General features: G+C 65.1%; 20 protein-coding genes. 11 read left to right on the top strand and 9 right to left on the bottom strand.

The window, feature by feature from the left end:
* Positions 1–5: 5 nt before the first annotated feature.
* The 5 genes from ureE to ABD742_RS21620 all read left to right on the top strand — a co-directional run bounded on the left by ureE (position 6) and on the right by ABD742_RS21620 (position 4,006).
* Positions 6–485 carry an urease accessory protein UreE gene (gene ureE / locus ABD742_RS21640; protein ID WP_234753929.1) on the top strand — a complete coding sequence of 160 codons (480 nt, stop codon included), beginning with the start codon at positions 6–8 and terminating at the stop codon, positions 483–485.
* A gap of 207 nt (positions 486–692) precedes the next feature.
* A complete protein-coding gene (locus tag ABD742_RS21635) occupies positions 693–1,364 on the top strand; it encodes an urease accessory protein UreF (RefSeq protein WP_234753930.1) in 672 nt (223 codons plus the stop codon).
* Positions 1,365–1,380: 16 nt separating this feature from the next.
* Positions 1,381–1,998 (top strand): urease accessory protein UreG, encoded by a 618-nt coding sequence (gene ureG, locus ABD742_RS21630; protein ID WP_078106937.1) that lies wholly within the window; start codon positions 1,381–1,383, stop codon positions 1,996–1,998.
* Positions 1,999–2,069: 71 nt separating this feature from the next.
* Positions 2,070–2,951 carry an urease accessory protein UreD gene (locus tag ABD742_RS21625; protein ID WP_372460980.1) on the top strand — a complete coding sequence of 294 codons (882 nt, stop codon included), beginning with the start codon at positions 2,070–2,072 and terminating at the stop codon, positions 2,949–2,951.
* Entirely contained in the window at positions 2,951–4,006 is a 1,056-nt protein-coding gene (locus ABD742_RS21620; RefSeq protein WP_234753932.1) for a HoxN/HupN/NixA family nickel/cobalt transporter, read from the top strand. The genes ABD742_RS21625 and ABD742_RS21620 overlap by 1 nt, the downstream gene beginning before the upstream one ends.
* A gap of 165 nt (positions 4,007–4,171) precedes the next feature.
* Here the strand turns inward: ABD742_RS21620 and ABD742_RS21615 are convergent, their stop codons facing one another.
* Positions 4,172–5,191, bottom strand: a complete 1,020-nt coding sequence (locus tag ABD742_RS21615) for a PHP domain-containing protein (RefSeq protein ID WP_234753933.1) — start codon at positions 5,189–5,191, stop codon at positions 4,172–4,174.
* A gap of 251 nt (positions 5,192–5,442) precedes the next feature.
* Here ABD742_RS21615 and malQ point away from each other — a divergent pair, with 251 nt between their 5' ends.
* Positions 5,443–7,647 carry a 4-alpha-glucanotransferase gene (malQ, locus tag ABD742_RS21610; RefSeq protein WP_372460979.1) on the top strand — a complete coding sequence of 735 codons (2,205 nt, stop codon included), beginning with the start codon at positions 5,443–5,445 and terminating at the stop codon, positions 7,645–7,647.
* A 75-nt stretch (positions 7,648–7,722) separates the two neighbouring features.
* Here malQ and ABD742_RS21605 read toward each other — a convergent pair whose 3' ends face one another.
* The 5 genes from ABD742_RS21605 to ABD742_RS21585 are packed head-to-tail and all read right to left on the bottom strand — an operon-like array spanning position 7,723 to position 12,524.
* Positions 7,723–8,793 carry a lactonase family protein gene (locus ABD742_RS21605; protein WP_234753934.1) on the bottom strand — a complete coding sequence of 357 codons (1,071 nt, stop codon included), beginning with the start codon at positions 8,791–8,793 and terminating at the stop codon, positions 7,723–7,725.
* Positions 8,794–8,825: 32 nt separating this feature from the next.
* Positions 8,826–9,656, bottom strand: a complete 831-nt coding sequence (locus ABD742_RS21600) for an aldo/keto reductase (protein ID WP_234753935.1) — start codon at positions 9,654–9,656, stop codon at positions 8,826–8,828.
* A 19-nt stretch (positions 9,657–9,675) separates the two neighbouring features.
* Positions 9,676–10,680, bottom strand: coding sequence for an SDR family oxidoreductase (locus ABD742_RS21595; RefSeq protein ID WP_234753936.1), 1,005 nt, complete (start codon positions 10,678–10,680; stop codon positions 9,676–9,678).
* Entirely contained in the window at positions 10,677–11,648 is a 972-nt protein-coding gene (locus tag ABD742_RS21590; protein ID WP_234753937.1) for an aldo/keto reductase, read from the bottom strand. The genes ABD742_RS21595 and ABD742_RS21590 overlap by 4 nt, the downstream gene beginning before the upstream one ends.
* Positions 11,649–11,678: 30 nt before the next feature.
* The gene (locus ABD742_RS21585) at positions 11,679–12,524 is read right to left on the bottom strand and encodes an aldo/keto reductase (RefSeq protein WP_234753938.1); all 846 of its coding nucleotides are present in this window, start codon (positions 12,522–12,524) and stop codon (positions 11,679–11,681) included.
* A 164-nt stretch (positions 12,525–12,688) separates the two neighbouring features.
* Here ABD742_RS21585 and ABD742_RS21580 point away from each other — a divergent pair, with 164 nt between their 5' ends.
* From ABD742_RS21580 to ABD742_RS21570, 3 genes are all read left to right on the top strand, one after another.
* Positions 12,689–13,594 (top strand): helix-turn-helix transcriptional regulator, encoded by a 906-nt coding sequence (locus ABD742_RS21580; RefSeq protein ID WP_234753939.1) that lies wholly within the window; start codon positions 12,689–12,691, stop codon positions 13,592–13,594.
* A gap of 145 nt (positions 13,595–13,739) precedes the next feature.
* On the top strand, positions 13,740–13,946 hold the full coding sequence (locus tag ABD742_RS21575) for a hypothetical protein (RefSeq protein ID WP_234753940.1): 207 nt from the start codon (positions 13,740–13,742) through the stop codon (positions 13,944–13,946).
* On the top strand, positions 13,943–14,215 hold the full coding sequence (locus tag ABD742_RS21570) for a hypothetical protein (protein WP_234753941.1): 273 nt from the start codon (positions 13,943–13,945) through the stop codon (positions 14,213–14,215). The genes ABD742_RS21575 and ABD742_RS21570 overlap by 4 nt, the downstream gene beginning before the upstream one ends.
* An 82-nt stretch (positions 14,216–14,297) precedes the next feature.
* Here ABD742_RS21570 and ABD742_RS21565 read toward each other — a convergent pair whose 3' ends face one another.
* The 3 genes from ABD742_RS21565 to ABD742_RS21555 form a co-directional block, all read right to left on the bottom strand.
* Positions 14,298–14,507, bottom strand: a complete 210-nt coding sequence (locus ABD742_RS21565; protein WP_234753942.1) for a dodecin — start codon at positions 14,505–14,507, stop codon at positions 14,298–14,300.
* A gap of 343 nt (positions 14,508–14,850) precedes the next feature.
* Positions 14,851–15,552, bottom strand: a complete 702-nt coding sequence (locus tag ABD742_RS21560; protein ID WP_234753943.1) for a FadR/GntR family transcriptional regulator — start codon at positions 15,550–15,552, stop codon at positions 14,851–14,853.
* A 28-nt stretch (positions 15,553–15,580) separates the two neighbouring features.
* Positions 15,581–16,405 (bottom strand): alpha/beta fold hydrolase, encoded by an 825-nt coding sequence (locus tag ABD742_RS21555; RefSeq protein WP_234753944.1) that lies wholly within the window; start codon positions 16,403–16,405, stop codon positions 15,581–15,583.
* A 119-nt stretch (positions 16,406–16,524) separates the two neighbouring features.
* Here ABD742_RS21555 and ABD742_RS21550 point away from each other — a divergent pair, with 119 nt between their 5' ends.
* Both ABD742_RS21550 and ABD742_RS21545 read left to right on the top strand, forming a co-directional pair.
* Entirely contained in the window at positions 16,525–18,027 is a 1,503-nt protein-coding gene (locus tag ABD742_RS21550; RefSeq protein WP_234753945.1) for a four-carbon acid sugar kinase family protein, read from the top strand.
* 24 nt (positions 18,028–18,051) lie between these two features.
* Entirely contained in the window at positions 18,052–18,951 is a 900-nt protein-coding gene (locus ABD742_RS21545) for an NAD(P)-dependent oxidoreductase (RefSeq protein ID WP_234753946.1), read from the top strand.
* Positions 18,952–19,004 lie beyond the last annotated feature (53 nt).

The raw sequence follows: 19,004 nt of genomic DNA, 5'->3' as shown, positions 1-19,004 counted from the left end.
ACCACATGATCATCGAAAGGATCCTGGGCAACCTGCACGAACTGCCCGACCCCGAACAGTACGCCGGCCTCCACAAGGAGAAAGTCGTGCTGCCCAGCGCCCAGCTGGTCAAACGCATCCAACGCGTCACCACGGACCATGGGAAGGAGCTCGGCATCCGCCTCCCGGCCGGCTCCGGAGACCTGCGCGACGGCGACATCCTCGCCGTCGAGGATGCGAACCTGATCGTGGTGTCCGTGCTGCCGAGCGACGTCCTGGTCATCGCCGCGCGCAGCATCTACGAAATGGGTGTTGTGGCGCACTCCCTCGGCAACCGGCACCTGCAGGCCCAGTTCTTCGACGCGGCGTCCGAGTACGGGGCCGAAGTCATGGTGTGCCAGTACGACCACACGGTCGAGGACTACCTCAAGCACGTCGGTGTGCCGTACGACCGCCAGGAACGCGTAATGCCGGTGCCTTTCCGCCATGCTGAACACACGCACTAGTCTCCTGGGCCGATGGTCGGGTTGGGGCGCCAGCCCTTCGGTCGCCGCAGCTTCGGCGGGTGATAGGGGCCGTGCCCGTCCCCAGCCGCTCCCAACCCTCGCAAGCTCGGGTCGGGGCCCTCGCGGCAGTGGGCCCCCCGCGGTGCCCTCCACACCGCGGCCCCTATCACCCGCCTTCGCCTTGTACGTCACCTTGCGAGGCGCCCGATGAGCGGGTCGTACCAGCTCGCGTTGCAGCAGCTGACTGACTCCGCGTTGCCTACCGGGGCGTTTGCTCATTCTTTGGGGTTTGAGACGTACATTGACCGCGGGTTGGTTCACGATGAAGCGTCATTCGGCACTTGGCTGTCCGCGTTTGTGGGGCAGCAGTTGACATATTCCGACGGCTTGGCCATTCGGTTCCTGTACGAGGGAGTGTCTGTGGGGGAATTGGATGAGCATCTCAGTGCTCAGCTCTTGCCGCGGCAGTTGCGGGAGGCCAGTACCAAAATGGGCGGGCGGCTGATCGAGATCGGGACGGAGGTCTTTCCTTCGGCCGAGCTGGAGGCCTACCGGACTCTCGTGACCACGGGCCGGGCTGCCGGTCATCAGCCGCTGGCGTTCGCCGTCGTCGCGCGCTCGCTGGGCGTACCGTTCGAAGAAGCGCTCGCCGCTTACCTTTTCGCGGCGGTCACCTCACTGACGCAGAACGCCGTGCGCGCCATCCCGCTCGGGCAGAACTCCGGGCAGCGGCTGTTGCGCAAGGCGCACGACGACGTCGCTGCCGCCGTCGAACATGTCCGGCACCTCAGCTGGGACGACTTCGGAGCCGTCAGCCCCGGGCTGGAAATTTCGCAGATGCGGCACGAATGGCAACGTGCGCGCATGTTCATGAGCTAGAACCATAGGAGGACACATGTCTGAACCCATCAAGATCGGCATCGGCGGCCCGGTAGGTGCCGGCAAAACGCAGCTCGTGGAGCGCCTGACCCGCCACATGAGCCGGGAAATTTCCATGGCCGCCATCACCAACGACATTTACACGATCGAAGACGCCAAAATCCTCGCAGCCAACGGCATCCTGCCTGAGGACCGCATCATCGGCGTCGAAACCGGCGGCTGTCCCCACACCGCCATCCGCGAAGACACCTCCATGAACACGGCGGCCATCGAGGAACTCAAGAAACGCCACCCCGACCTGCAGGTCATCTTCGTCGAATCCGGCGGCGACAACCTCTCCGCGACGTTCAGCCCCGAACTCGTGGACTTCTCGATCTACATCATCGACGTCGCCCAGGGAGAGAAAATCCCCCGCAAGGCCGGTCAAGGCATGATCAAGTCGGACCTCTTCATCATCAATAAGACGGACCTCGCCCCTTTCGTCGGCGCGGACCTATCAGTGATGGAACGGGACTCCAAGGAATTCCGGGGCGACAAGCCGTTCTGCTTCACCAACCTCAAAACTGACGAAGGGCTCGACAAGGTCATCGCATGGATGCGGCACGACGTCCTGATGCTCGACCTGGCGCAATGAGTTCACTCGCGAACGCTCTCATCTCACCTGGGCCTGCGCCCGCGGATGAAGGGGGCCGTGCCCGCTCCGCGATGCCCGCCACGCCGCGGCCCCCTTCATCCGCGTCCGCTGATCGGCCCGAGATGGGTCGCCTTGCGCTCGTCATAGGGAAACGTGCTGGTCGATCCGTGGCAGTGCAGCAGTTTCATCAGGGTGCCTTGCGGGTTTTGAGGCCGCACTACTTGGATCAGAGCGGTCAGGTTTGTTATGTCATGGTCAATCCGGGCGGGGCGTATTTGGGGGCGGATCTCTATGTTGTGGATGTGGAGGTCGAGCCCGGGGCTTCGTTGCTTTTGACGACGCAGTCGGCCACGAAGATCTATCGGACGCCGGGGTCGTTTGCTGAGCAGCGGATGACTATCCGCCTGGGGGAGGGGGCGGAACTGGAGTTGGCTCCCGACCAGCTCATCGCCTACCGGGAGGCCAGCTATCGGCAGAATACGCACATCAATGTGCATCCGACGTCGAGCCTCATCATGGCGGAAGTCATCACTCCCGGCTGGTCGCCGGACGGCGCCTCCTTCCGGTACCGGGAACTCCGGCTCCGGAACGAGATCCAGGTGGAGGGCGACGACGGCGCGGCGCTGCTTGCGCTCGACAACCTCCTGATCCGGCCGCCCCTGGGCGAAGTGACCGGAGTGGGCTTCATGGAGGGGTACAGCCACCTGGGATCGCTCATTGTGGTGGATCCGCGGGTTGACCAGGCGCTCGCCGACGAACTGCACCGGCTGGCGGCGGGGTATGAGGCGTACTCGGGCTTGTCGCTGACCCGAAGCCTTGCGGGCACAACGGGCCTGATCCTGCGGTCCCTGTCGAACAGCACCGAGGAACTGAATCGATTGCTTGGTGCCTGTACCGGCCTTTTGCGCGAACGCTGGTACGGCAGGGCGCCGCTGAACCTCAGGAAGTACTGATGACCTCACTCGCGGAGTTCGCCTCGATGTACCGCCAGCGCGAGCATCTCCCGATGAAGTCGCGACTCGCGTTCATGTTCGGCTCGGTCGTCCTCTTGCACCTTGCCGCCGTCGTTCTCCTGCTGGTGGGTGGCGCCGGTGGTGGGCAGCCGCTGGCGCTCGGCCTCGTGCTGACGGCATATGTGGCCGGTATCAAGCACAGCTACGACTGGGACCACATCGCCGCGATCGACAATTCCACACGAAAATTCGTGGCACAGCGCAAGGACCCCGTGAGCGTCGGCTTTGCCTTCAGCCTGGGCCACAGCTCTGTGGTGGTTCTGGCCGGTGTGATGGTGGTTGGCGGCGCCAGCCTGGTGGGCCAGCTCATGGAGGACGGCACCACCGGACACCTCGTGCTGGGGCTGATCGGCAGCGGCGTCTCCGGGCTCTTCCTCCTGGCCATGGGCGTTTTCAACGGGTCTGCATTCCTCCGCACGATGCAGCTGTACCGCGCCGCCCAGGCTGGCGGCGCGATCGCCGTCGACGACCTCGAAACCAAAGGGCTCATCGCGCGGCTCTTGGCCAAGCCGCTATCCAAGGTCCAGCGTCCCCGGAACATCTATGTGATCGGGTTCTTGTTCGGGCTCGGCTTCGACACCGCCACCACCATCGGGCTGCTGGTGCTCACGACGGCGGCGTCGCTCGCGGGCGTGTCCGTTCTTGCCCTCCTGGCGTTGCCGCTGGCCTTCACCGCGGCCATGACGCTCTGCGATTCCGTCAACGGAGTGGCAATGATGCGAATGTACAAGTCCGCCATCCATGATCCTCAGCGCAAGCTGGGATTCAACGCCATCATCACCGGCATCTCGGCCTTCTCGGCGCTCTTCATCTCGGTCATCACGCTGGGCGGCTTCCTCAACGCGGCCTTCGGGCTGAGCGATCCTGTCACCACGTGGCTCGGCGAAATAGACCTCGGCGATGCCGGGCTGGTGCTGATTGCGCTGTTCGCCGTTGTTTGGGCGGTCGCGGCCGTGCGGTTGCGGGTCCGCTCAGCGCTCCGTAAGAAGCCCTGACGACGCTCGCTCACTTATGGCGGGAAATTCGACGACGCTCGCTCACTTATGAAGCCATTTTGGTGAACCCTCCCGCAGTCGCATCGGCAGGGTCCGACGGCGGGCGTCGGCGCTGGGTGCGGAAGTCGCCGTCGGGCATTAAACAGTTGGCGGCGACGGCGGGGACTATTGCCTGGGCTGGAGCCACTCCAGTAGGCGATCCAATGGCCACGTCGTGATGATCTGGTCGGCGGGTACACCGTTCGCTTCTGCCCGCTCCGCTCCGTATTGCAGGAAGTCGAGCTGGCCGGGGGCATGGGCGTCACTGTCGATGCTGAAGAGGCAGCCGGCGTCGAGGGCCATCCGAATCAATTCGTCAGGCGGGTCCTGGCGTTCCGGCCTCGAATTGATCTCGACGGCGACGGAATGTTCCGCGCACGACGCGAATACCTTTTCGGCGTCGAACTCCGATGGGGGCCGTGTTCCGCGAGATCCCTTGACCAGTCGGCCGGTGCAATGACCGAGGACGTTCGTGTGCGGGTTTTCGATTGCGCCGAGCATACGCCGGGTCATGGACCGTTTGTCGGATCGGAGCTTCGAGTGGACACTGGCAACCACAACGTCGAGTTGGCTCAGCAGCTCCGCGGACTGGTCCAGCCCTCCGTCCTCCAGGATGTCCACTTCGATTCCGGTTAATAATCGAAAGCTGGACTGCCCGTTGTTGATTCCATCCACAACCATGAGTTGCTCCATCAAGCGCTCGGGGCTGAGTCCGTTGGCGATGGTGAGGTTGGGGGAGTGATCGGTAAGCGCGAGATATTCCCGTCCGAGAATATTCGCAGCGGTGACCATGACCTCGATCGGTGAGCCGCCGTCCGACCAGTTGCTGTGGCTGTGCAGATCGCCCCGGAGCTTGGCGTGAAGCGTGTGTCCACCGTTGACCAAGGGTTCGGCGCCACGACGGCGGAGGTTCTCAAGGTAGTCCGGAACAGCACCGCTCAGGGCCTGGTTGATCACTTCGAAGGTCCGGTTGCCGATTCCCTTGGTTCGCTTGAGCCGGCCATCCCTGACCCGGGCAATCAGTTCCTCTTGGCTCAGGCCGGCGATGATGCCCGCAGCCCGTCGGAACGCCTGGACCTTGAAGCCGTCCGCGAGTTCCCGTTCCAGCCAGAAGGCGGTTTCGTTGAGCGCGTCTACGGCCTCCATGGCTCAATCATGTACCACGCCGCCCCCAGGCGTATGTGAGCGAGGGTTTCGAGTTTGGGGCCCATACGTGAGCGAGGGTTTGGATTGTGGCGGTTGTTTGTGAGCGAGGGTTTCGGGTTGGGGGCGTCATGCTGTCGGAATAACTGGGACGGCCCCCACCGCCCTGCAATAATCGGAACCAGTTGCCTCGCCCGAGTTGCACGCGGGGCGGTATGCACCTTCGGACGAATCACATCGCAGACGAGGCGGACATGACCAACACTCCCATCCAGCAGGACACCGACCCCACGGCGATGCCACCCGCCCCGAACATCGCCATTGACGAGGACCTGCTTCACCGGCTCGCAGACGCTCATGGCGTCGGGACGTCGTTCCACGGCTGGGATGGGCTGCAACACGATGTTTCACCCACCACGCTGATCCAGGTACTCGGTGCCCTGGGAGTCGCCGCCCATTCCGACGAGCAGATCGAGGCTGCCCTCGCGGACGCGGAAGTGGCGCCGTGGCGACGGATGCTGCCGCCCGCCGTCGTCGTCCAGGAGGGAACGACGACGGCTGTTCACGTCCATGTCCGCGACGGTTCGCCGGCCCGTCTGACGATCTCACTCGAGGACGGAACGGAACTCGAAGCCATTCAACAGGAGGACTGGGCGTCGCCGCGCGACGTGGATGGAGTGCCCACAGGCCGTGCCACCTTTGAGGTGCCGGCCGGGTTGCCGCTCGGCTGGCACTCGCTGACGGCCGAGTCCGACGGCGTGACGGCCACCGCCGCGCTGGCCGTGGTTCCAGCCAAGTTGCAGACGGCAGCGCAGCTCGAGGAACGGCGCGGCTGGGGACTCGCAACGCAGCTGTATTCGGTGCGCTCGAAGCGCTCATGGGGTATTGGGGATTTCGCGGACTTGGCCGATTTGGCGTCGTTGGCCGGCGCACGCGGTGCCGACTATGTCCTGGTGAACCCCCTGCATGCCGCGGATCCGGTGCCTCCGGTTCAGGCGTCGCCGTATTCTCCGTCAACCAGGCGATTCTTCAACCCCCTTTACATTCGGGTCGAATCCATTCCCGAATTGGCATATGTGAAGCCCCGGAAGCGCGCCACGGTGGACCGGCTGTTGGATGACGTCCACGCGCTCAACAAGGACGCGGAACGGCTGGACCGGGACCAGATCTTCGCCGCCAAGCTCGCTGCCCTGGAACTCCTTCACACGGTCAAGCTTTCTCCGGCCCGGCAGCGCGCCTTCGAGGAATTCTGCCGTGAGTCAGGTCCGGGCTTGGACGATTTCGCCCTTTGGTGCGCCATCCGCGAGGACCGGTCGCCGGACGACCCCTTCTGGCAGGACCCCGCGGCCACCCTCGGTTCGCCCAAGGTTGAGTCGATGCGCCGGGCTTTGGCCGACCGGATTGGTTTCCACCGTTGGCTTCAGTGGATCTGCGATGAGCAGCTCGAGTCAGCCCAGGCCGCCGCGAAGCGTTCCGGCATGCGGCTAGGAGTGGTGCACGATCTCGCCGTCGGGGCGGACCTCAGCAGCGCCGACGCCTGGACCCTGCGCAGCAGCTTCGCGCCGGGTGTCAGCGTGGGCGCACCACCGGACATGTACAACCAGCTCGGCCAGAACTGGAACCAGCCGCCGTGGCACCCGATCCGTTTGGCCGAGGCGGGCTACGCCCCGTTACGCGCGATGCTCTCCACCGTCCTTCGCCACGCCGGCGGAATCCGCGTGGACCACATTTTGGGGCTGTTCCGGTTGTGGTGGGTGCCCGCTGGCAACTCCGCCCGCGACGGCGCCTATGTCCGCTACGACCACGAGGCCCTCATCGGCATCCTCGCTTTGGAAGCGCACCGCGCGGGTGCCGTGGTCATCGGCGAAGACCTGGGCGTCTTCGAGCCTTGGGTGCGGGACTACCTTGCGGCCCGTGGCATCCTGGGCACGTCGATCCTCTGGTTTGAGTACGACGGCGACTCGCCCCTGCCGCCCGAACGTTACCGAACGCAGGCCCTCGCCAGCGTCAACACCCACGACCTCCCGCCGACCGCCGGGTACCTCGCAGGCGATCATGTGGAACTCCGGAGCCAACTGGGCTTGCTTGAACGAAGCGTGGCCGAGGAACGGGCCGAGCACGAGGCGAGCCTGGACAAGATGATGGGGTTGCTGCGGGAACGGGGCCTGCTGCCGGCCGGATTCGACGGCAGCGGCCAGGAGCTTAGCGAGGAGCAGGTCATTGAGGCGCTGCATCGGTTTCTCGCCCTTGCGCCGTCGGTCTTGCTTGGCGTTGCGCTGGTGGATGCCGTGGGGGAGCGGAGGGTGCAGAACCAGCCCGGTACGACGTCGGAGGTCTACCCGAACTGGCAAGTCCCGCTAGCCGACGAACGCGGACGCGCAGTCCTCATCGATGACCTCGATACCAACCCTCGATTCAACTCCCTGCTGGCGGCTGTGGACGAGGCTGTACGGGGTTAGGCACCGCATCGAGACGTGAGATCTCGCCTCTTTGGAGCTGGCAAAGCGGCGAGATCTCACGCATGGATTAGCCGCTCAGGGAGCTACGACCAAAGCGGTGGGGGAACCCAAGTTCAGCTGGTTGAGGACATCGCCCGGGATGCCGGTGGAAGGGTCCAATGCGAACGTAGTGACTTGGTTGGAACGCTCGTGCGCCACGTGGAGCCAGCCGTCGCGGACCAGGTGGTGGCGGGGCCTGTCTCCTCCGCTGGGCACGTCAGCCACGGGTCGGAGGCGGGTTCCGCTGCCTTCGACGGCCAGTACCGAGATCCGGTTGGAGCCGCGGATGCCCGTATAGACGAAGCGATTGTCCGGCGACAGTGCGATTTCGGCGGCTGTGTCGCCGTCGGCGGCCCCACCGGCCGTCGCGGGACCGAGCCGGTGGAGCACAAAGCGGCCGTCCGCTCCGGGCAGGAGCACCACCACTTCGATGGAATATTCGGTCAGGACGAAGACGGCGTCGACGGAGGGGTGCTGGACCAAGTGCCGGGGGCCGCTGCCCATGGGGAGTGCGACTTGGTGGTCAGGAAGCAGGCCGGTGTCGGGGAAATAGTTCCACACCCGTACGAGGTCGAAGCCGAGGTCGGTGGTCATGATCCGGCCGTCCTCGAGCATGAGGCTTGCGTGGGCGCGGCTCACCCGGGGGCCGCCCGTGGCGATGTCGATTCCGCCGTCGACGCCCGCGTGTGGATCCTTCGCCGGCGGCGCGGCAAAGCGCGAGGTGATGCCGCCGTCGTCGTCGAGCCCGTACAGCAATACGTTGCCGTCGCCCCAACAGTTGACCACGATGAAACGGGCGGAAGGGTCGACGGCGACGTGGCAGGCCGCAGCTCCAGCCGGCCAGGCCTCGCCCAGGGGTTCAAGGCCGAACAGCCCGGTCCGTCGGTATGCCCGGACCGTCTGGGCGGCCTCAGCTACCGCATACACCACTGGCAGCGTGGGGTGAACGGCAAGGAACGACGGCGACGGTGCTTCGACGGCGGTGCCCAGCCAAGCAATGCTGCCATCTTCACGTGCCGCAACTGCGCCAATGCCTGTTCCGTTCCCGTCGCTGTCCGCGGTGTACGCGCCTGCCCAGATGAGCGTTCCGTCGATGTTCTCTGCCATGCCGTCCTCAGTGTTGGTGATGGAATGCTGCCTCAGTGGCCTTGTACGTCCGAGTCGACACCGGCATCGGCACCCGCGTCCAAGGTGGCGATCGCGGACAGGTCGTCGTGGTCCAAAGCGAAGTCGAAGACGTCCAGGTTTTCCTTCATGCGCAGCGGATTGGCCGACTTTGGGATGGCCACGAGCCCCTCCTGCACGTGCCAGCGCAGCACGACCTGACCTGGCGTCTTTCCGTGTTTTTTCGCGATGGCCGCCAAGACCGGGGCATTCAGGAGATCGCGACCGGCCCCCAACGGACTATACGATTCCGTGGCGATGCCATGGCTGCCGTTGAAGGCACGCTGATCGATCCGGGTGATGGACGGCGAGATCTGGATTTGGTTGACGGCCGGCACCACTGAGGTTTCCTCCAGAAGCCGTTCGAGGTGCGTGGGCTTGAAGTTGGACACGCCGATCGAGCGCACCTTCCCCTCAGCCTGGAGTCGCTCGAAAGTCTCCCAAGTGGACACGAATTCATTCCGTTGGGGGAGCGGCCAATGGATCAACAAGAGGTCCACGTAATCCAGCCCGAGGCGCTTGAGGGAGCCCTCAAGGCCGTCGACGGCGCGATCACGGCCCTGGTGGGTGCCGTCCAGTTTGGTGGTGATGAACAGTTCCTCGCGCGGGACGCCGCAGTCCCGCACGCCTTGCCCGACGCCGGCCTCGTTACCGTAGCGGTACGCCGTGTCGACGTGCCGGTAGCCAAGCTCGACGGCGGACACCACCGCCGTGGCGACCTGGGCGTCGTCGAGCGGCCAGGTTCCGAGGCCGATCTGCGGAATGGCATTACCGTCATTGAGCCTGACGGTCGGAGCAAGTGCCATGGTCCTGTCCTTTCAGTTGCTAGATCGGCCTTCGTGCCCATTGGACCAGTTGCTCGCTGAGTTTCATGAAGTCCTGGTCCACGTGCTTGATGCCTGGATGTTCATCATGCCACCGGACGATCTCACGTGCGCCTGCCGCGAACGGAATTTCTGCCCGATACCACGGCACCAGCGTCTTGATCTTGGTGTTGTCGAAGACCACGGAGTGGGACCTGTCCCCGAGAAGCGCGGGACCAAGCTCCGGGGAGTGCGCGGCAATGGTCTCCGAGGCGATGTGCACCAGTTCGGGTTCCGGCACCCCTGCCGCCGTGGCGAAGAGCCGGTAAACCTGGTCCCACGGGAGCGCTTCGTCCGAGGTGATGGTGTAGCTTTCACCCAAAGCCTGCGGCCGGCCGAGGAGGCCGACGAAGGCCACCGCAAAATCGTCCGTATGGGTGAGGGTCCACAGCGAGGTACCGTCCCCGTGGACTATCACAGGCAGGCCTTCCCGCATCCGATGGATGTCCGTCCAGCCACCCAGAAGGGCGATCCGCGTGCGGTCATAGGTGTGCGAAGGCCGAACGATAGTGACGGGGAAACCCTCGTCGCGGTAAGCCCGCACGAGAAGGTCTTCGCACGCGATCTTGTCCTGGGAGTACTTCCAAAAAGGATTTCTTAAGGGGGTCGACTCAAGGATCGGCAAGTGTGCGGGCGGCTTCTGGTAGGCCGAAGCCGAACTGATGAACACGTACTGGCCGGTCCGGCCGCGGAACAGCTCCACCGCGGCGGCCACATGCTCCGGCGTGAAAGAGATGAAGTCCGCGACGACGTCGAACTCGCGGCCGTTCAGCACCTCCGCCACCTCGGCGGCGTTGCGGATATCTGCCTGCAACAATTCCGTGCCCGGAGGGACCGGCCTTTCCGAGCTCAGTCCCCGATTGAGCACGGTGAGCCGGTGACCCAGCGCGACGGCGCGCTCCGCCGCCGCCGCGCTGATGGTCCCGGTCCCGCCGATGAACAGCAGGCGCAACGGTGCAGAAGTCACCACGCATAGTCTTCCGGTGCGGTCCGGTGGCCCGGGAAGATGTCGTCGAGCCGCTTGAGTGCATCGGCGTCGAGGGTGACATCCAAAGCCCTGATGGCAGCGTCCAACTGCTCCTGCGTGCGCGGACCCACGATCGGTGCGGTCACGGCCGGCTGGTGCAGCAACCAGGCCAAGGCCACGTCGCCGGGCTCGTGGCCAAGGTCGTCGGCGAGGTCCTCGTACTGGCGGATCTGGTCTTCGTGCTTCTTCAGGGTCTCGGCCGCGCGGCCCTCAAGGCGACGGACGCCGTCGCGCTCCTTCTTGAGCACCCCGCCCAGAAGGCCGCCGTGAAGCGGCGACCACGGGATCAGCCCGAGGCCGTACTGCTGGGCCGCCGGGATGACTTCCAGTTCGACGTTGCGGGTGAGCAGGTTGTAGATGGACTGCTCGCTCACGAGTCCGTTGTAATTGCGTCGCGCGGCCACCTCCTGGGCCTGGGCGATGTGCCAGCCCGCGAAGTTGCTGCTTCCGGAATACAGGACCTTGCCCTGCTGGACGGCAACCTCGATGGCCTGCCAGATCTCATCCCACGGCGTGTTCCGGTCCACGTGATGGAACTGGTAGACGTCGATGTAGTCGGTCTGCAGCCGCTTGAGGCTGGCGTCCAAGGCGCGCCGGATGTTGAGGGCGGAGAGCTTGGACTCGTTGGGGCGGTCCGTCATGGATCCGTAGAGCTTGGTCGCCAGCACCACGCGTTCGCGGCGCTCGCCGCCCTTGGCGAACCAGCGGCCCAGGATTTCCTCGGTCCATCCCCGGTTGTCATGGCCGCCGTACACGTTGGCGGTGTCGAAGAAGTTGATGCCGGCATCTAGTGCGGAATCCATGATGGAGTGCGCTACGGATTCCTCCGTCTGCGGGCCGAAGTTCATGGTTCCGAGGCACAAGCGCGAGACGCTGAGGCCTGAGCGGCCCAAGTGGGTGTACTGCATGGTTTCGGGTTCCTTACGCTGCGGTGGTTTCTACATCTGGCTGAAGGACGCGACGGCGGGGTCGGCGCCGAGGCGGGCACCGGCGTCGAGCGCGCTGATGGCTGCCAGTTCGTCCGGGGTGAGCTGCAACGACGCCGCCGCGAGGTTCTGGCGGATCCGCTCCGGGTGGACGGACTTGGGGATGACGAGGTTGCCGGTTCCGAGGTGCCAGGCCAGCACGATCTGGGCGGGAGTGGCATCGTGCGTTTCGGCAAGTTCGGTGACCGTTGCCGACCCCAGGTCCGCTCCCTGCCCCAGCGGGCTGTAGGCCTCGACGGCGATCCCGTGCGAGCGGCTCTTCGCTGCCAGTTCCCGCTGTTGGAAGGTCGGGTGCAGTTCGATCTGGTTCACGGCGGGAACGACGTCGGCCGACGCCAGGAGCGTGTCGAGGTGGGCCGGCAGGAAGTTGGAGACCCCGATTGCCCGGGCGCCGCCGTCGGCATGGATCTTTTCCAGTGCCTTCCACGCGTCGACGAACAGGCCCTGCGATGGCACGGGCCAGTGGATCAGGTAGAGATCGATGACGTCGAGGCCGAGTTCGCGGCGGCTGTGGTTGAATGCCGCCGCGGCCCGGCCTTGTTCGCCGTTGCGGAGTTTGGTGGTGATGAAGAGTTCCTCCCGGGCGATTCCGGAAGCCTTGATTGCCGCACCGACACCGGATTCGTTCCGGTACGCCGCGGCGGTGTCGATGTGCCGGTACCCGGCTTCAAGCGCGTCTTCCACGGCTTTCTGGGTCTCGGCAGGTGGGACCTGGAAGACGCCGAAGCCGAGCTGGGGGATGGTGACCGAGTTGTTCAGGACGAGCCCGGGAACGGTTGAATTCTGAGCGTTGGACATGTCCGGCCCTTTCGTCGCTGGTGGGTGGTTTGCCTGACTGGCTTTTTCGAGCCTATGCACTTTCGAAGCAACAATCATTAGTTTTGACGCCCCCTGTTTTTCCTAGGACTCGCAGTCCTACCTTGGCCATAGAAACAGGCCCTTGGGAGGGGAAGAATGGGGACATGGGTCAAAGCGCCGAGTTCGGAAAATTCCTCAAAGCCATGCGTGCCCGGATGTCGCCGGAGGATGCAGGGTTGCCAGACGGGTCCGGCGCGCGCCGTGTGCCAGGGCTGCGCAGGGAAGAGATTGCCCGCTTGGCCGATGTCAGCACGGACTACTACACGCGCCTCGAACAGGGCCGCCATATCCATCCGTCCCGGGCGGTCCTTGAATCGGTGTCGCGGGCGCTTCGCCTGGACTCAAGCGAGCACACCCACATGATGGACCTCCTAGGGCACTGCGCGTCGAGCGCCAAAGCCCCGACTCCCACGCCACGAGTGCGGCCGGCCATGCGCCAACTCCTCGATGCCGTGGGTGACGTTCCGGCGCTCCTGCTTGGCCGGCGCAGTGACGTGCTCGGAGCCAATCGCATGGCAGTCTTGCTGTTTGCCGACTTCCCGTCCATGCCTCCCGCCGAGCGAAACCTCACCCGTTGGCTGATCCTGGACCCCCAGGCGCGCGAACTGTTCCGGGACTGGAAAACCGTCGCCGCGGAAGCCGCCGGTTCCCTGCGTGCGGATACCGGGCGGCACCCCGACGATCCCCAGGCCAACCAGCTCGTGGGCGAACTCGCCGTGAACAGCGAACATTTCCGCCAATGGTGGGCTGGGCATCGAGTGGCGGCACGCTCGGCTGGCACGGTCCGCCTGCACCACCCCGCGGTGGGGGACGTGGAACTTAACTTCGAGAATCTGGCCCTGCCGGAGGACCCGGACCAGGTCTTGCGGGTCTACTCCGCGAAGGCAGGTTCGCCGTCGGACGATGCGCTGAAGTTGCTGGGCAGCTTTGGTGCGGGAACCGCATTTGGTGCGGGAACGGCGACGACGAGCCCGGAGCTGTCCGAGCGTCATGCAATGGGCGAGAGCTGAGGGAGTTTCAGCCAAAAGTGCTCCACGTCACTGTGCTGCTGCATAGTGAATCGGCGTGATTTTGTCTATGTGCCCATTGGGCGGCTTTTGAATCGCGTTTACGCTGAATTCAGACCTTTTCGCATATCAAGGATGGAATTCAACGATGAAACGCATCGCGCTGCTGAGGGAGCGGGCAACTACCGCCGGGTCCGCGGGATCCACGGGTTCGCACTGCCCGGCATCCGGTCAGTGGAGCCCTGAGGGCGAACCCCACGTGGTGCGCACGTTCTTCGAAGGCCACGTCTTCCCGTCCCACAACGGCGCGGCAACTGTCTGGCACCGCGAGTACTTGGTCGCTGAGTCCCGATGAGTCCCGAAACCTTGGGTGTGTGGGGCCCCAGCCACTTCACGACGTCGGCCCAACGGCCCGCTGGAGCGGCACTTCACCTGCCGCCGTCGAAGTGGTCGGAACTCAGCCGCGGCGAAACCGTCTGGATCCAGGAGGACAAATGGGGCTTCGACGCCGGCCTTGTGGACGAAGTTTCCTCTGACCACGAATTCCTGTGGATCGAATTTGCCGGCCGTGGCCGGCGACTCCTCTGTGGCGGTGACCCCGTCCAAGTCTGGACCCGCGGGTGAGTCCAGCCTCGCAACTGATGGCCGCCAGCCTTTCCACAGAAAGGCTGACGGCCATCGTCGTTTTCGGGGTTTTGAGGGCTTCTTAACGCTCCAGACGGAATCCGAGCTTGATGGTTACCTGCCAGTCGGCAACGGCGCCCTCGCTGAGGTGGCCGCGGATTTCCTTGACTTCGAACCAGTCGAGGTTCCGAAGAGTCTGGCTCGCGGCCGAAATCCCGTTCCTGATCGCGGCGTCGACGCCCTCGGACGAGGTTCCAACAATTTCGGAAACGCTATATGTGTGGTCAGCCATTCTTGCTCCTCATGATCGTCCTTGATGCCTGAACTGCGGGCCTGGCAGGCCGTGAAAGCAGACTAGCCGACGCAAGGCCGGGGGAACAGGGGTGGTCCCCGCCGACGCTCGCTCACCTATGGCGCCAAATGGCCGAACGCTCGCTCACTTATGCCTGGTGCCCTTCCGACGCTCGCTCACCTATGGTGCCTTTCGGCCGAACGCTCGCTCACACGTGAGGCCAAATGGCGGAGCCCTACTGCAGATGATCTGAGCGAGGGTCCGGGGATTGGCCTATATATGTGAGCGAGGGTCCGTGGAATGGCCCGTTTATGTGAGCGGGCGTCCCAGGGCGTCCTGAAAGCTAGGCGTCCAGGACGTACGTCCTGAGATCGTCGAGGGTCTGCTGCATGTGCGCGTCCATGGCCTCGCGGGCGCGGGGGGCGTCGCTGGCTTCGAGTGCCTTCAGGATGGCCCGGTGATGTCCGATCGCGTGCCGCTGGATATCGGGGATTTGCGAGGTCTGAGTGCGCCGGGTTTCCAGGACGCGGTGCAGTGGTTCGAAGAGCACGGCCACGAAGACGTTGCCGGAGGCGCGCAGGATGACATCGTGGAAGCCGAGGTCCGCTTCGACGAATGCGCTCAGGTCGTTGGAATCGTGGGCCTTCTGCATGGCGGAAACATGAACCTGCAGCTGGTCGATTTCCTCGGGGGAAATCCGTGAAGCGGCGAGTTCGCAGGCCCCCGTCTCGAGCATGCGGCGCAGCTCGATGAGCTGGACGGCCGCTGCGGCGTCGTTCTTTCCCTCCGAAGCCGCACGCAATACAGCTTCAAGGGACGCCCATCGGTTCAAGGGGTTGACGAACGTTCCCCGGCCGCGCTCCACGCTGAGGATTCGCTGGGCCTCGAGGGTCTTCATGGCCTCCCGGACAGTCATGCGGCTGACTTCATGCTTGGCGCTCAACTCGAGTTCGCCGGGAACCACTGTTCCCGGCAGAAATTCACCCGCGATGATGCGGTCCAGCAGCTCGTCAGCGACAATGCCGACCAGCGACTTACGTGCCATGATGCTCCGTTCCTAGATGTCTGACATCTTACGCTGGCGGTTGCCGGCTTTCGTTCCAAAACGCGCCGAGCGCCAGTGCGCAAGCATGTGGCAGCTCCCAATGCACGCTGTGCCCGGCGTCCGGGACCGCCACGAGCTTCCGCAGCGGACTGGCCGCCACGTAGGCTTCCGCCTGGCCCAGCGAGCGTAGACGGTCGCCGACGCCGGCAATCACCAACGTCGGTGCCGTCACCTTTCCGGGAACGTCCTCAGCCACTCCCGCCATCGCGGCGAGGCCGCTTGGGCCCAGGACCTCAAAGGGCAGTTCGAATGCCTGGCCAAGCAATCGTTCGTCCTCCCCGGACAGCCTTTCAAACCAGGCCTTCATGCACTTGGCGCGCGTCGCGTCGTCAATGAAGCCATGCCCTAGCTGGGATTCGAGCATCGATTTGAAGCCTTCGTTCGGCGGAGCCGGAACCATGCCGACCAGCGCCACGCTGGCCACGAGCTCCGGATGCGCGGCCGCCAACGTCAGCGCTACGCTGCCGCCCATTGAGTGGCCCACAATGTGGACCGGCGATGCGTTCCGGACAGCAACGGCAGCCACGGAATCGGCCGCTGATTCCAGGGTCCACTGGAAGCCCGGAGGCAGTATGTCCCCGCGGTGATACCCGGGCAAATCGACGATCCAGACGGATCGCCCGGCGTCGAGCAGTTCGGCGGCGAGCGGCTCCCAATAGGCGGACGTCGACGCCCAGCCGTGCAGCAGCAGGACCGGAGGCTGGGACGGTCGTCCCGGCGTCGTGTTGGCGGCAGTCGCTGGAAGGCGCATGTCCACATGTAGTGCCGCGACGGCGGGAGGCTCTTGAAGCATGCGTCAAGCATAGTGACGACCGACACTTGCACAGCCGAAAGCGGGTGTGTCACACTAGCATTCAAATATTAGATGTCTGACATCTTACATTTACTTTCAAAACCACGATGGAGTGCACAGTGACCCTTGAAGCCGATGTTCTGGCCGCCTTCCCGGCTGAAGTCCAGATCCCCGCTCAGCTGGTTGCAGACGCCGTAGCAGCGTCTTCCGGAGCCTCGCCCCGCGTCCTGGTAGTCCTCGACGACGACCCCACGGGCACCCAATCAGTCGCCAACCTGCCGGTACTCACCCGCTGGGAGGCCGCCGATTTCACATGGGCGTTCGCCCACATTGTGGAAAGCCAGTCCCAGCCCGCGGTCTATGTGCTGACCAACACGCGCAGCCTGGACACGGTTGAGGCCGCCGCCCGCAACGAGGAAATCGTGCGCAACGCCCTTGCCGCAGCGGGCGACGATGTTCGCCTGGGGTTCGTCAGCCGCTCCGACTCCACCCTCCGCGGCCACTACCCGCTGGAACCGGACGTCATTGCCGCCACGATCGCTGACGTGACCGGCGAAGCGACCGACGGCGTCGTGATGGTCCCGGCGTTTCCCGACGCCGGTCGCGTCACCATCGGCGGCGTGCACTACATGCGCGGCACCGGGGACGACGCCGGCAAGCTCACCCCGGTTGCCGAGACCGAATTCGCCAAGGATGCGAGCTTCGGGTTCGCCAATTCCGAGCTGGCCAAGTATGTGGAGGAGAAGTCGCAGGGCCGTTTCGCCGCGGATTCCGTGATCGTCCTCGACCTGAACATCATCCGCGCCGGCGCTGCTGCCGCGAATGGATCCGCCGGAGATCCCGACCTCTCCGCCAAGGCCATCGCCGACGCGATCGAACCCGCTGCGAACTCCACGCCAATCGTCGCGGACGTCGTCACCGAGAACGATTTCCGCGCGCTGGCCCTCGGACTGGAAGAAGCCGAACGCCGCGGAAAGAAGCTGCTCTACCGCGTGGGCCCGCCCTTCGTCCGCGGCCGCATCGGCCAGGAAATCCGCGAAGCGCTCAGCGGCGAGGAAGCATACGAAGGCAACGCTCCCTCCACAGCCGGTGGCTTGATCGTGGTTGGCTCGCATGTCGGCCTCACCACGCGCCAGCTCAACACCCTGACGACCCAGCACAGCGCCGCCCGCATCATCGAGATCGACGTCGAGGGACTTTTCGTTAGCGGCGCGGACGAGTACATCGGAACTGTGGTCGCCGCCGTCGTCGACGCCCTCCGCGACGGCGACGTCATCGTCCACACGAGCCGACTGCTCATCAAGACGGACGACGCCGCGGCGAGCCTGAAGATTGCCCGCACCGTCTCTGCCGCCGTCGTCGCGATCGTGAACCGGACGCTCAAGACCTTCCCGCCGCGCTTCGTCATCGCCAAGGGCGGCATCACGTCCTCGGACGTGGCCGCACACGGCCTGGAAATCCGCCACGCGATTGTCCGCGGCCCGATGCTGCCCGGCATCGTCTCGCTGTGGGAGCCGGTGGACGGACCCGCGAAGGGCATCCCGTACATCGTCTTCGCCGGCAACGTGGGCGACGACGAATCCCTGGCGCAAGTCACACGCAAGCTCAGCAGTACCTTTTAGCCACCGCATTCAATGGAGAACACCATGACCAGCAACTACACCGTCGCCGTCCTCGGCCTGGGCGCCATGGGCCTGCCGATGGCCACCCGCCTGGCAACCCAGCTCACCGTCCACGGCTTCGACATCGCCGAACCGCGCCTGAAGCTCGCCGCCGACGCCGGGATCCGCACCTTCGCTTCGGCGCGTCAAGCCTCCGAAGGCGCCGACGCCCTGCTCCTTGCCGTGCGCAACGGCGAACAACTCGATGACGTTCTCTTCGGCGAGAGCGGCGTCGCCCCTGTGCTCAAGCCGGGCGCCGTCGTGATCCTCGGCAGCACGGTCGGTACCGAAGCCATTCCGGCCACCGTTGCCCGCCTGGCCGAGTACGGCGTCGAACTCGTTGACGCGCCGCTTTCCGGCGGCCCGAAGCGCGCCGGCGAAGGCGACCTCCTGATCGTGGTGGGCGCGACGCCGGCCGCCCAGGAAAAGGCCCGGCCCGCGCTGGAACTGCTGGCCTCCACGCTAAGCATCGTGGGCGACAAGCCCGGCGACGGCCAGGCCCTCAAGACCGTCAACCAGCTGCTGTGCGGCGTGCACATCGCCGCTGCCGCCGAGGCCATGGCACTCGCGGACGCCCTCGGACTTGACCAGGCGAAGACGCTCGCGGCCCTGGAAGCAGGTGCCGCAGGCTCGTTCATGCTGTCCAACCGCGGCCCCCGCATCCTCGAGGCATACAACGAGGAAGGCGCCGAGGTCCTCAGCCGCTTGGACATCTTCGTCAAGGACATGGGCATCGTCGGCAAGGCCACCCGCGCCGCCGGCCTGGCCGCACCCGTCGCCGCCGCTGCCGAACAGCTCTACCTCCTCGGCCAGGCCCAGGGCCTGGCCGCCGCCGACGACTCCGCCGTCATCAAGGTCGTCGCGCCCGTCAGGCGCACAAACTAGCCCCTCGCACAACGTGCGACGACGGCGGGTCCCCCTTCCGTCGTCGTCCGCAA

It is taken from the genome of Arthrobacter ramosus, from assembly GCF_039535095.1.
Lineage (GTDB): Bacteria > Actinomycetota > Actinomycetes > Actinomycetales > Micrococcaceae > Arthrobacter > Arthrobacter ramosus.
This window is presented reverse-complemented; position numbering and strand designations above follow the sequence as displayed.